The organism is Nonomuraea turkmeniaca, from assembly GCF_005889735.1.
Taxonomy (GTDB): Bacteria; Actinomycetota; Actinomycetes; order Streptosporangiales; family Streptosporangiaceae; genus Nonomuraea; species Nonomuraea turkmeniaca.
In genome coordinates, this window is record NZ_VCKY01000026.1 from 17983 (window position 1) to 29715 (window position 11733).

13 protein-coding genes are annotated in these 11733 nt (G+C 69.6%); 2 read left to right on the top strand and 11 right to left on the bottom strand.

The genetic code is table 11. The annotated features are described in order from the left end of the window. Positions 1–88 precede the first annotated feature (88 nt). On the top strand, positions 89–673 hold the full coding sequence (locus ETD86_RS10530) for a helix-turn-helix domain-containing protein (protein WP_138665942.1): 585 nt from the start codon (positions 89–91) through the stop codon (positions 671–673). A gap of 86 nt (positions 674–759) precedes the next feature. Here ETD86_RS10530 and ETD86_RS10535 read toward each other — a convergent pair whose 3' ends face one another. The 4 genes from ETD86_RS10535 to ETD86_RS10550 form a co-directional block, all read right to left on the bottom strand. After that, complete coding sequence (locus tag ETD86_RS10535) at positions 760–1638, bottom strand: sigma-70 family RNA polymerase sigma factor (RefSeq protein ID WP_138665943.1); 879 nt, start codon at positions 1636–1638, stop codon at positions 760–762. A gap of 72 nt (positions 1639–1710) precedes the next feature. Then, a complete protein-coding gene (locus ETD86_RS10540) occupies positions 1711–2097 on the bottom strand; it encodes a VOC family protein (protein ID WP_211369960.1) in 387 nt (128 codons plus the stop codon). A 181-nt stretch (positions 2098–2278) separates the two neighbouring features. Next, positions 2279–2593, bottom strand: a complete 315-nt coding sequence (locus ETD86_RS10545; RefSeq protein WP_138665944.1) for a DUF488 family protein, N3 subclade — start codon at positions 2591–2593, stop codon at positions 2279–2281. 71 nt (positions 2594–2664) lie between these two features. After that, positions 2665–3060 (bottom strand): RidA family protein, encoded by a 396-nt coding sequence (locus ETD86_RS10550; RefSeq protein WP_138665983.1) that lies wholly within the window; start codon positions 3058–3060, stop codon positions 2665–2667. A gap of 130 nt (positions 3061–3190) precedes the next feature. On the opposite strand from ETD86_RS10550, the gene ETD86_RS10555 reads away from it, so the two are divergent. Beyond that, positions 3191–4165 carry a helix-turn-helix transcriptional regulator gene (locus ETD86_RS10555; RefSeq protein WP_138665945.1) on the top strand — a complete coding sequence of 325 codons (975 nt, stop codon included), beginning with the start codon at positions 3191–3193 and terminating at the stop codon, positions 4163–4165. Between the two features lie 110 nt (positions 4166–4275). Here the strand turns inward: ETD86_RS10555 and ETD86_RS10560 are convergent, their stop codons facing one another. From ETD86_RS10560 to ETD86_RS10590, 7 genes are all read right to left on the bottom strand, one after another. Further along, positions 4276–6174, bottom strand: coding sequence for an amidohydrolase (locus tag ETD86_RS10560; protein ID WP_138665946.1), 1899 nt, complete (start codon positions 6172–6174; stop codon positions 4276–4278). A gap of 48 nt (positions 6175–6222) precedes the next feature. Continuing rightward, a complete protein-coding gene (locus ETD86_RS10565) occupies positions 6223–6942 on the bottom strand; it encodes an acetate uptake transporter family protein (RefSeq protein WP_138665947.1) in 720 nt (239 codons plus the stop codon). An 82-nt stretch (positions 6943–7024) separates the two neighbouring features. Beyond that, on the bottom strand, positions 7025–7978 hold the full coding sequence (locus ETD86_RS10570) for an alpha/beta hydrolase (RefSeq protein WP_138665948.1): 954 nt from the start codon (positions 7976–7978) through the stop codon (positions 7025–7027). A gap of 34 nt (positions 7979–8012) precedes the next feature. Beyond that, a complete protein-coding gene (locus ETD86_RS58045) occupies positions 8013–8132 on the bottom strand; it encodes a S10 family peptidase (RefSeq protein ID WP_138665949.1) in 120 nt (39 codons plus the stop codon). 132 nt (positions 8133–8264) lie between these two features. Continuing rightward, positions 8265–9098, bottom strand: coding sequence for an alpha/beta fold hydrolase (locus tag ETD86_RS10580; protein WP_138665950.1), 834 nt, complete (start codon positions 9096–9098; stop codon positions 8265–8267). 328 nt (positions 9099–9426) lie between these two features. Further along, complete coding sequence (locus tag ETD86_RS10585) at positions 9427–10422, bottom strand: alpha/beta hydrolase (protein WP_246147834.1); 996 nt, start codon at positions 10420–10422, stop codon at positions 9427–9429. A gap of 265 nt (positions 10423–10687) precedes the next feature. Further along, positions 10688–11701 carry an AraC-like ligand-binding domain-containing protein gene (locus ETD86_RS10590; RefSeq protein WP_246147836.1) on the bottom strand — a complete coding sequence of 338 codons (1014 nt, stop codon included), beginning with the start codon at positions 11699–11701 and terminating at the stop codon, positions 10688–10690. Between the last annotated feature and the right edge of the window lie 32 nt (positions 11702–11733).

Below are 11733 nucleotides of genomic sequence, written 5' to 3' on the forward strand. Positions count from 1 at the left end.
CAAACAGTACAATAAAACGACCGCCACATGCCAATCAAACGACCGCACGGTACATTGCACTAGTCCAGCTGGAGAGGATGATGATCAGATGGCCGAGACGGCCGCGGCCTTGCGTACGGTCGCGCACAACGTCAGGGCAGCCCGCACCCGCGCAGGCCTGTCCCTGGAGGAGCTCAGCCGGCGCGCCCAGGTCAGCAAGGGAGCCCTGGTCGCTCTGGAGAAAGCCCAGGGCAACCCCAACCTGGCCACACTGGTCCGCCTGGCCGACACCCTCGGCGTTTCGGTGTCCGCCCTGATGCAGGGACCGCCCGAAGGCCACATCCGCGTCGTGGCCGCCGACGCCGCGGCACCCCTGTGGACCGGAGAGCGCGGAAGTGAGGCCCGGCTCATGCTGACGACCTCAGGCCCCGCCCCTGTCGAGGTCTGGCGCTGGCAGTTGGCACCGGGAGAGGAATACTCCAGCCAGCCCCACCAGGCCGGAGTCGTGGAAACCGTCAGTGTCACCTCCGGCCGGATGACGCTGACCCTCGACGGCACCGAACACGCCGTCGAAGCCGGACAGACCGCCACGTTCCACGGCGACACCCTGCACGTCTATCGCGGCGCGGGCACCGAAACCTGCAGCATGATCATGACGGTCCACCTGCCGCCTGGTCCCGCTTCCACAACGTGATCCGCGCAGAGCGCGCCGGACCCCGTTCGCCCCGAAGTGGGGCAACATGTCGGCTCTGCCGCCTTCCACCAATCGGTGAGCGTTACTCACGCATGGCCTGGCAGGTGCATCGATGCCAGCCTGGCGGGATCAGCCACGATCGCGATGGCGGCGATCCGGCCGCCGGTGACCGTGAACGAGATGATGGAGAGCGGGGTTCCGTCCTCGCGCCACGAGACGTACCCGGGCAGGCCGTTGACGAGCACCGCTTGATGTCGTGCGACTGCGCCGGAGACCATCCGCGCACCGGTGGCGACTTGGGTGGCGCCGAGGGTGACGACCACCCCGCTCGGAGTGTCGACGGTCAGCCTCACGTCCGGGTCGAGCACGCGCAGCAGCGCCTCGAAATCGCCGCCCGTCGCAGCCGCGCGGAAGGCTTTGATGACCTGTCGTTGTTCTCGTCCGACGATCGACGGCCGCTCGGTTGCCCGTACCTTCCTGCGAGCGCGGCTGGCGATCATCTTGGTAGCGTCGGCGGACTTGCCGAGGATCTGGCCGATCTCGGCGAACGGCACCGCGAACAGGTCGTGCAGCACGAACGTCAGCCGCTCGCTGGGTCCGAGCGCGTCCAGGACGGCGAGCAGCGCGAGCCCCACCGTGTCGGCGAGCGACACGGTTTCCTCGGGCTCAGCGCTGTCGTCGACCGTTATCACGAGCTCGGACAGCCCGTCTCCGTAGGACGCCTCGGGGCGGGTCTGGCGGGACCGCAGGACATCCAGGCTGATCCGGCCAACCACCGTGGTCAGCCAGCCCGCCAGGTTCTCGATGGTCGTCGCGTCCTGGCGGGCGAGCCGCATCCAGGCCTCCTGGACCACGTCCTCGGCGTCGGCGTGCGATCCGAGCACGCGGTAGGCGACCGCGCTCAGCCGGTCGCGCTGGGCCTCGAACGCTTCGGCCAGCAGGTCCGTCCGGCTGGTATCAGTCATCCTGTGGTTTTCCTCGGATCTGCTTGCTCATGGGTGATGACGGGCCTGGATCGTCGCACGGTCTACGGCCGGTCAGACATCGGCACGGCTTCGGCGGCGCTGCTGGCGGAGCGAGATCTGGTTGCCGTCCGGATCCACCGCCTCGATGCGCACGCCGAACGGGTAGTCCTCCGGTTCGGGCCGATCGAATGTTACGCCTCGCTGGCGAAACACCTCGAAATCCTTCCTCAGGTCGTCCGACTCGAGGATGAGCGGACCGGAGGCGACACCCGGCCGCTTCTCGACCGGCTGTCCCACGGCCGGCGCAGGCGACCAGAGGATGATCTCGACCGGACTGTCGGCAACGCCCACGGTGAGGAAGCGTCCTTCCGGCCCCGGGTAGTCGATGCGCTTCTCCAGGCCGAGCCCTTCGGTGTAGAACTTCAGCGCGCGGTCCTGATCCGTGACGTAGACCGTCACATACATAATGTTCGTCAGCACCCTGGTCTCCAATCTCGTTGTCGGTCCGACGACCGTGGGCGTACACGGCCGTCGCTCGTATGACGGGCGCGGGCGCCAGAAGGTAACGAACGGACCGAACCCTGCGCGGGCAGGGCGTCACGGGTATCCGCGCGGATCTGGTCGAGCAGGAATTCACGCGTCACAACGGGCGCAGGTGCTCGATCGTGACGTGGTGCTGCTCGGTCAGCCGCTGGGCGATCAACGAGCGGTGGCAGGCCTCGGGGTCGCGCTCGACACAGAGCAGCGCTGCGGTCCCACTGCTCGGCAGCTCCGACACGATCGGCGTGAGGTCGGCGCGGTCGAGGATCTCGGTGACGTAGCGGCGGGTGTACTCGGCAGCGAGTTCGCGGCGCGAGCGCTTGCCGACCCCTTGGCGGTCATCCTCGGCGTACTGGAGCCGGCGTAGCTCGGTGGTTGGGGCGCCGTAGACGCCGATGGTCACCACCCTGAGCACCGGAAATCACCCACCCGCCTCACACTCGTGCCGGTTCGACCGGCAGCCCTGCCGGAGGCGGCGAGGTCGCATCATGCGACGGCGGTCCCCTCAAGCTCGACCATCAAGTCGGGGATCGCCAGCCGTGCCACCCCGAGCATCGTGGTGGACGGTGCCGCCCCGGCGGCGCCCAACCGCGACGCCAGCACGCCGTAGTGCTCGAAGAGCCGATCGACGTCGGTGGTGTAGACGTTGAGCCGGACGAGGTTCGCGAGGGACATGCCGGCCTCGCCGAGCACGGCCTCCAGGTTGTCGAGGCTCAGCGCCAGCTGCGCCGCCATGTCACCGGCATGCTGGGGCTTGCCGTCGCCGCTCATCGCGGTCTGCCCGGCGCAGTACAGGGTCCGGGTGTGCCCGGAGACGATCTCACCCTGGTTGTACCCCATCGCCACCGACCACGCCCACGGGTTGACCGCCGTTCGCTCCATTGCCACATCAGCTCCATTCGTTTCGTCGTGATTGCGCACGTCCATCGGCTCGGTAGCCGCCCTGGTCGTGTTGATGAGCCTCCCAACAAATCACGACATCCTGTGTCGTGTATTTCGGTAGGGTTCTCGCATGCGCGCCGACCGGTTGGTCTCGCTGGTGCTGCTGCTGCGCCGGCACGGTCGGCTGTCCGCGACCGCGCTGGCCCGCGAGCTGGAGGTATCCACCCGCACCGTGCTGCGCGACATCGAGGCGCTGTCCGCGGCCGGCGTCCCGGTCTACGCCGAACGCGGCCGGCACGGCGGTTTCGCGTTGTTGCCCGGTTTCCGGACCGAGCTCACCGGACTCAACCACGACGAGGCCCTGGCCCTGCTGGTCGCCGGATCGCGGCGCGGCGCGCAGGCATTCGGCCTCGGCTCGGCGCTCGCTTCGGCGATGCTCAAGGTGGTTGACGCGCTGCCCGAAAGCTATCGGGACACCGCGGCCGGCGCGGCCGAGCGATTGCTCATCGACCCGGAGACCGACCTCCTCTCGCGTCGGCTGGTCGATGAGGAGGTGCCAGACGCCATAGTCGCCGAGGTCCTGCGCGCGGTGTTCGCCGGACACAAGCTGCGCATCCACTACGCGGCCGTGGACCAGACCCCGAAGTGGCGTACGGTGGACCCGATCGGCCTGGTCACCGTACGCGACCGGGGCTATTTGCTGGCCACGAGGTCTGGCGCGGACCGCACCTACCGGCTGTCCCGGGTCCTGGCCGCCAAGGAGCTCGCCGAACCCGCACAGCGACCGGACCGGGTCGATCTGGACCGGGCCTGGCAGGAACGCAGCACCCGGTTTCGGACCGGCGGCGACCAAGTCACCGTGCTGGTACGGGTGAACCCGGCGCGGCGGGAGGACCTGGTGGGCACCGCGCTGGCCGTCCGCGCCGAAGAAGCCGACGCAGACGGCTGGCTGCGGCTGGAGGTGACCTTCCAAGATCCGAGGCACGCCGAATGGGCGCTGTGGCAGCTCACCACGAACGCGGAAGCCCTGGCCCCGCAGTGGTTGCGCACCTCGCTGCGCAACCGCGCCGCCGCGATGGCCACCCGCTACGGAGTGTCGTCCTGAGAGTGGTCGCTACCGGGTCTGGCCTGCGCGCCACGGCCTTGCCGGATGCCTGCGGCGAAGTGCCCGTGCGCTGGACTATGTGGCCGCGCGAGAGCCGACGCGGTGTGGTGTCAGAGGGTGAAGCAGGGGTCGAAGATCGTGGGCGCGGACTCGGGGGCGAGCCCACGGGTAACGCGCCAGCGGTGGTGGTGTTCCGCATCGGCGACGGCCTCGCCCAGCCGATCGGCCTGGCGGGCGCCCGTGGTGCTCGGCGGCGGGCTGGCCTGGTAACCGCCGAAGTGGGAGACCGGGCTCCACGAAGGGCTGATGGACGGCATGAGCTCGTCCATGCTCTCGTACTCTGCCGCGGCGTACACGACGCGGCCGCCGACCACGGTCAGCACCGATTCGATGTGCGGGATGTCGTCGTCGTGGACGGAGAAGTAGTCGTGGCTGAGCAGAGTGAAGTCGGCAAAGTACCCCTTCCGCAGGGTGCCCTTGACGTCCTGCTCGCCGGTGATACGCGCCCCGGCGCGGGTGAACAGTTCAAGCGCCTTCTCTCGGGAAAGGCGCCGGTCGGCGGGGTAGAGGTGGAGTCCGCCGACGCTGCGTCCGGTGACCAGCCAGTGCAGTGCCACCCACGGGTTGTAGGAGGAGACCCGGGTCGCGTCGGTGCCCGCCGCCACGGCAAGCCCCTGTTCCAGCATCTCCTTAATGGGCGGGGTGCGTGCGGCGACCGCGGCGCCGTACCGCTCGGCGAACGCCCGGCCTTGGAAGGACATCCGGTTCTGCACGCTGATGGTGCCGCCGAGGGCCGCGATGCGCTCCAGGCTTTCGGCTGAGACGGTCTCGGCGTGGTCGAACAGCCACCGGTTCCCGGCCGGGAACAGGCCGTCGGCGGCGAGCTTCTCGAACACGGCCAGGTCGCGGCGGATCGTCTCGTCGTAGGTGGCGTGCAGGCGAAAGCCCCAGCCGTTCTCCATGAGCAGCCGTACTGCCTGCTCGAACTCCGCCTCGTAGCCGGGGGCGAGGTCGGGGCGTGGTTCGGAGAAGTTCTCGAAGTCGGCGGCGGCCCAGGTCAGGTTCTCGCCCGCGCCGTTGAGCCGCAGCCACTCGTCGCCGTCGCCGGGGCGCACCGTTTCGATCCACCGCTTCAGGTCCGCCAGCTCCTGCCCGGCGGTCTGGGGGAAGAGGTGATAGGCGATGCGCAGGGACAACTCGCCGGCGCGGGCCAGTTCGATGACGGTCTGGTAGTTGTCGGGGAAGTTCTGGAAGCCGCCGGCCGCGTCGATGGCCGAGGTGAGGCCGAAGCGGTGCAGCTCGCGTAGGAAGTGCCGGGTGGAGATCTTCTTGTCCGCGTCGTCGAGCGTGGGCGCGCCGCCCAGGGTGGAGTACAGAATGAGCGCGCTGGGGGCGGCCAGCAGGACACCGGTCGGCTCGCCGGCCCGGTCACGCACGATCTGCCCGCCCTTGGGGTCGGGGGTGTCGCGGGTGAAACCGGCGGCGCGCACGGCGGCCCGGTTCAGGATGGCCGACTGGTACAGGTGCAGGACGAAGACGGGCGTGTCCGGAGCGGCGGCGGTCAGCTCGGCCGCGGTCGGCATCCGCCGTTCGGCGAACTGCTCGGCCGTCCAGCCTCCGACGACCCGGATCCACTGGCCCTTGGGCGTGCGGGCCGCCTGCTCACGCAGCATGGCCAGGGCCTGCCGCAGCGAGCGGACGCCGTCCCAGCGCAGCTCCAGCACATAGTTGAGGCCGCCGCGGATGACGTGCAGGTGGGAGTCGTTCAGCCCGGGTATCAGCCGCCGTCCCAGAGCGTCCACCACTCGTGTGCGGGCTCCGACGTGTTCGGCGATGTCGCGGTCGTCGCCGAGGGCGACGATCCTGCCCCCGCGTACGGCGATCGCCGAGACTACGGGTGTACGCGGATCTCCGGTGAAAACTTTCGCATTACGGACGATGAGGTCGGCGACCGGCCCATCGTCACTGCCGGGGGCAGGGATCACACCGGCGACTGGCATCGAGGTCATGGCTCTCTCTCGTTCACACGTCACGAAATCTGGGAGCAGCGGGGTGCATCACAGGGTGCGGCGCACGCCCGCCTGGCGTTCGAGGTTGCGCAGCTGGACCGCCAGGTCGCCCTCGACGGCATGGTGCGCGGGGCCAGAACGGCCGATCGGCAACACTTCCTGGCCGCGCATGTCCTCCAGCATCAGCGCGAAGGCGGCGTACAGCGCCACGGTGGCCAGCAGCAGGCCGAGTACACCGGAGATCGTGGCCAGCCACGGCGTCCCGGTCAGGTTGGCGGCCGCGCCGACGGCGAAGCGGGGCACGGCCGTGCACAGCACCAGCCACAGCGCCCGCTTGGGTTTGGCCACGCTCGCCATCAGGACGGCGAACAGGGCGAAGACCAGGTTCAGTACTCCGAGCACGGAAGTGCCGGGCGGGGAGTCGAGGGCGAGCACCAGGGAACTGGCCAGCCACATGCCGGAGAAGCAGGCCATCAGGGTGGCCGCGATCACGTCGCGGGCGCCGAAGGCGAAAACCGCCACCACGAGCTGCAGGACAAACGCCGGCAGGATGGTCATGGCGATCGCACGGTGGGCTCCGGGAGGGAACAAGCCCAGTTGGAGGGTGGCGATCATGACCGACGCGATGGCCACCGAGTAGAAGCCGAGCGGCATCGGGGAGGCGATCGGCCGCAGGTTGATGCGCGTCATGCGGCGCAGATCCGGCTCGTGGTAGCGGCCGCCGGGTGCGGCCTGCTCGCCGCCGGGCTGGGGGTCAGGGGTGTTCATAGCGAGGTCTCCCTGGCCCGCGTGGGGCGACGTCCGCCCCACGCGGGCCGCGTTCGAGGTGGATGGGCCCGCGGGCCCCGTCTCAGCTCTTGGCCAGGGCGCGGCGCAGCGTGCCGACGGCCAGTTCGATCGCGGACTCGGCCGCGTGGGTTTCGCGCAGCGCGTTGAGCATCACGAAGTCGTGGATGATGCCCAGGTAGCGCACGGCGGTCACCGGCACCCCGGCGGTGCGCAGCTTGTTGGCGTACGCCTCGCCCTCGTCGCGCAGCACGTCGGCCTCGCCAGTGATGATCAGCGCCGGCGGCAACCCGGCCAGTTCCTCCAGCGAGGCCCGCAGCGGGGAGGCGGTGATCTCGGCGCGCTGGGCCTCGTCGGTGGTGTACTGGTCCCAGAACCACTGCATGCCGTCGCGGCGCAGGAAGTAGCCCTCGGCGAACTGGTGGTAGGAGTCGGTGTCGAAGGAGGCGTCGGTCACCGGGTAGAACAGCACCTGCTGACGCAGCGGCAGTCCGCCGCGCTGCTTGGCCATGAGCGTCAGGGCGGCGCTCATGTTGCCGCCGACGGAGTCGCCGGCCACCGCGATCCGGGTGGGGTCCAGGTTCTTGGTGGCGCCCTCGGTGACGATCCACTGCGCCACGGTCCAGTTCTGCTCGATCGCGACCGGGTAGCGGTGCTCGGGCGACAGGTCGTACTCGGGGAAGACCACGGCGGCGTCCGCACCGACCGCGAGCTCGCGCACCAGCCGGTCGTGGGTGTGCGCATTGCCGAACACCCAGCCCGCGCCGTGGATGTAGATGATCACGGGCAGGTCGCCCGTGCGGCCCGCGGGCCGCACGATGCGGGCCTTGACCTGGCCGGTGGGGCCGCCGGGGATCGTCACCCACTCCTCGTCCACGGCCGGCTTGTCGGCCGGGCCGGACTGCACGTCGTCGACGGCCTTGCGGCCCTCGCTCGGCAGCAGCTGGAACAGGAAGGGAGGCTGCGCGGTGGCTTCGGCGAAGGCTCGCGCGGCGGGTTCGAGGACAGGCTTGTTCATGGTTGCTCCACGTGTGAGAAGGGAATCCGCGGGATCAGCGGCTGGTGGCGGCGCGCTCGATCAGGTGGGTCACCGCGTCGGGGTGGGAGACCGGCACGGCGTGAGAAGCGCCCTTGACCGTGACGGTGGCGCGCGCGTCGGCACGCTCGGCCATGAAGCTGAGCGCGGCCGGCGGGATGTTCTTGTCCCCGGTGCCGAACAGCGCCGATGGCCTGACGCCGGGTGCGCCGTGTCATCGTGGGTCCCTTACTGTCGTGAGACGGCGACGTACGGATGTGCTGCCGGCTCACTTGATGAAGTCGAGCAGGGCCTGGTTGATCTCGGTGGCGTGGGTCCACAGCAGGCCGTGCGGGGCGCCCTCGATCTCCACGAGCGTCGCGGCGGGCAGCAGGCGGTGGAAGGCGCGGGCGGTGGCCTCGATGGGCAGGATGCGATCGGCGGTGCCGTGCAGAATCAGGGCCGGCACGTCGATGGCCGGGATGTCGGCCCGGAAGTCGGTGTACCAGGTCGAGGGTGCGGCGCCGGCGGCGAAGGAGCCGCCGCCCGCCGCGACGTTCCAGCTGTTGCGGACCGCCTCGTCGCTGATCCTGGTGCCGAGGTTCTCGTCCAGGTTGTAGAAGTCCTTGAAGAAGTCGCTGTAGTACGCGTAGCGGTCCGCCTTGACGGCCGCGATCACGCCGTCGAAGAACTCCTTCGGGGCGGCCCCGGCGGGGTTGTCGTCGGTCTTGAGCAGGAAGGGAGGCAGCCCGCCCAGGAAGGCGGCCTTGGCCACGCGGGCGGTGCCGTAGGCGGACACGTACCGGGCGACCTCACCGGTGCCCATCGAGAAGCCGACCAGGACGGCGTCCCGCAGATCGAGGGTCTCCATCACGGTGTTCAGGTCGGCCGCGAAGGTGTCGTAGTCGTAGCCGGTCGTCGGCTGGCTGGAACGGCCGAACCCACGGCGGTCATAAGTGATCACGCGGTATCCCGCATCGAGCAGCACGGCGGTCTGCCGTTCCCAGGAATGTCCGTCGAGCGGGAACCCGTGGATGAGGACGACCGGCTGCCCGGTTCCGTGGTCCTCGTAGTACAGGTCGATGGAGGTGGAGTTCTCCTGACCAACGGTGATGTACGGCATGGACGTGCTCCTTAGATGTCAATGGTGGTAGCGGGTGCGCGCGCTCGGGACCACGCCCAGGCCGGTAGGAGGAAGGGCGCCGGGCAGACCGCATCGGCTGTCGGTGGCCGGGGCCGGGCGTTGGTGACATGTGCCGGCCCGTATGCCCATGACGTTAGAGGGGATCTCTTGCCGCCTGTTGCCCGGAAGCGCACTGCTTCTTGCCCGGAAGTGCCGCACCAGGAGAAGGACGAGCAGGCGTCGGTTTCGTCAGGTCAGCAGCGTACGGCGGCGGGTCATCCGTGCGGCGGGATGTCACGCGTCCCGCCCGTGCCCGGGTAACGAGAAGTCAGCCGCGGAAACGGTGCAGGACGACGTGGAGGGTGTCGATGGCCTGGATGACGGCGGCGCGGGCGGCGTCCGTGCCGTGCAGGGGATCGAGCACCATGAAGCCGTGGATGGTTCCGTGGTAGCGCATGGACACCACCGGCACTCCGGCCGCCCGTAGCTTGGCCGCGTATGCCTCGCCCTCGTCGCGGACCACGTCGGCCTCGCCGGTGACCACCAGCGCCGGAGGGAGGCCGGTGAGCTGTTCCAGGGAAGCCCTCAGCGGTGACGCGGTGGCCTCGCTCCGCCGCTGTATGTCCGGCAGGTACTGGTCCCAGAACCCGCGCATGGTCTCGCGGCTGAGGAAGTATCCCTCGGCGAACTCCCGGTAGGAGGAGGTGTCGAAGTCGGCGTCGGTGATCGGGCAGAACAGCACCTGCTGCACCAGCCGTACTCCTCCCCGTTCTTTGGCGAGCAGGGTCAGAGCCGCCACGAGGTTGCCCCCGGCCGAGTCACCCACCGCGGCCATCCGGTGTCCGTCCAGGCCGATCTCGCCACCTCGGTCGTAGATCCACTTCGCGGCGGCGTAGCACTGCTCCAGGGCAACCGGATAGCGGGCCTCCGGGGCACGCTCGTACTCCACGAATACCGCGGCCGCGTCCGTGCCGAGAGCGAATTCGCGTACCAGGCGTTTGTGTGTGCCGGCGTCCCCCAGGGACCAGCTCAGGCCGTGCAGGAACAGCACGACGGGGATGTCGCCGACGCTGTCGGCGGGCTTGACCACCTGCACCCGCACATGTCCGGTCGGCCCGCCCGGCAGGGCGAACCACTCCGCCGACGTGTCCGCGTCCTCGGGGAGACGGTCTCCGCCCTGCAGTTCGACCAGGGCCAGTCGCGCCCGCTCCAGGTCCAGATCCGCGCCCCCCAGTGACGACGGACCGACGTGGCCGTCCAGGAATGCCCGGGATGGGCGATCCAGGACCGGGTGCCGATCGAACGGCGAAGCTGTGTCGCTCACATGGTCTCCTGCCAAGAAGGCCATGAAGGCCTGAGGCGGACGGGCTCTCCAGGTGCCAGGTCGGCGGACGGTGGGAGCCCGCCACCGTGTGCCCGGCCGGCGGCGGTCGCGATGCCACCGGTGGCGGGACCGGGGCAGCGCCGCCGGGAGCACGTGGCGGCCCTCAATGTTTCGAACAGGCACCTTATCTGCTCGGCAGACCATCGTCGTCCGCGGCTGGACATCGTCGCGGCCCCTTGCCGTTCACTCAAGCCGGGCGCGGAGATCACCGCTGATCGGCGCTGGGCAGGCGGGCCTCCGCAGAGGGGTCCGGCCCCGGCCTGCCTTCTGCTTCGACGGTGCGAAGGCTGCGCCATTCACGAGGGGAAACCCCGTAGACGGCGCGGAAGGCACGGCTGAAGTGGGCGGGATTGACGAATCCCCATCGCTGGGCCACGACTGACACCGTGGGCACCGTCCTGCCGCGGCGAGCCAGCTCGCGCCCGCACTCCTCCAGGCGCCTGTGCTGGATGAGCCGGCCGACCGTGATCCCTTCACCCTCGAAGACCCGGTGCAGGTAGCGGATGGAGATCCGGAGCGCCTGCGCGATGCTCTCCGGCGACAGATCGGGATCGCCCAGATTCCGGTTGATGTGATCGCGCACCTGCAGGACGAGGTGGGCACGGGCGGTGTCCGCCTCCAGGGTGACCTGGTTGGTCCGCTCGGCCACCAGGGTGGAGAACAGGTCGACCACGTTGCCCGCCAATCGGTCCGCCACGGCCGGCGTGTAGGCGTGGGCCGAGGCGGCCAGCGTGGCCAGGAAAGGCACCAGCATCGAGCCGAAGCCGTCCGTGGTGCCGATGGCGGTGCCGGTGACCCGCCGGATGTCGGCCTCCGGAACGCCCAGGACACGGCGGGGCAGCTGGAAGACATGCGTGGAGAACCGTTGCGGATAGTCGAAGAAGTACGGCCTCGTCGTGTCGTACACCACCAGATCCCCCTCGCCCACCTCGGCCCGCCGGCCATCCTGGATGAAGGTCGCCGGGCCCGACACCTGGACCCCGATGGCCACGTACGCCTCCGACGAGCGCGCGATCAGCGTCGGCGTGCGGCTGATCCGCTTCGCGTCCGCCTCCATGGTCGAGACCCGGAGATACCCGAGGCGGTCGGTCGTGATCCGGCCGTCGAACGGCCCGTCGCCCTGCGGGACGACGGTCATCGGCACCAGTGTTCTGCTCACCGCGTCGTTCCAGTAGGCGACCTTGTCCCGGTCAGGAACGGAAGCGGTCGTCAACACCATGCTCAACCTGCGCTCCCCTCAGCAAGAGTGAC

Excerpts from the sequence above, each read along its gene's own strand:
- ETD86_RS10530 (WP_138665942.1), top strand. The coding sequence starts at position 89 with ATGGCCGAGACGGCCGCGGCCTTGCGTACGGTCGCGCACAACGTCAGG.
- ETD86_RS10535 (WP_138665943.1), bottom strand. The coding sequence starts at position 1,638 with ATGACTGATACCAGCCGGACGGACCTGCTGGCCGAAGCGTTCGAGGCC.
- ETD86_RS10550 (WP_138665983.1), bottom strand. The coding sequence starts at position 3,060 with ATGGAGCGAACGGCGGTCAACCCGTGGGCGTGGTCGGTGGCGATGGGG.
- ETD86_RS10555 (WP_138665945.1), top strand. The coding sequence starts at position 3,191 with ATGCGCGCCGACCGGTTGGTCTCGCTGGTGCTGCTGCTGCGCCGGCAC.
- ETD86_RS10560 (WP_138665946.1), bottom strand. The coding sequence starts at position 6,174 with ATGACCTCGATGCCAGTCGCCGGTGTGATCCCTGCCCCCGGCAGTGAC.
- ETD86_RS10565 (WP_138665947.1), bottom strand. The coding sequence starts at position 6,942 with ATGAACACCCCTGACCCCCAGCCCGGCGGCGAGCAGGCCGCACCCGGC.
- ETD86_RS10570 (WP_138665948.1), bottom strand. The coding sequence starts at position 7,978 with ATGAACAAGCCTGTCCTCGAACCCGCCGCGCGAGCCTTCGCCGAAGCC.
- ETD86_RS58045 (WP_138665949.1), bottom strand. The coding sequence starts at position 8,132 with ATGGCCGAGCGTGCCGACGCGCGCGCCACCGTCACGGTCAAGGGCGCT.
- ETD86_RS10580 (WP_138665950.1), bottom strand. The coding sequence starts at position 9,098 with ATGCCGTACATCACCGTTGGTCAGGAGAACTCCACCTCCATCGACCTG.
- ETD86_RS10590 (WP_246147836.1), bottom strand. The coding sequence starts at position 11,701 with ATGGTGTTGACGACCGCTTCCGTTCCTGACCGGGACAAGGTCGCCTAC.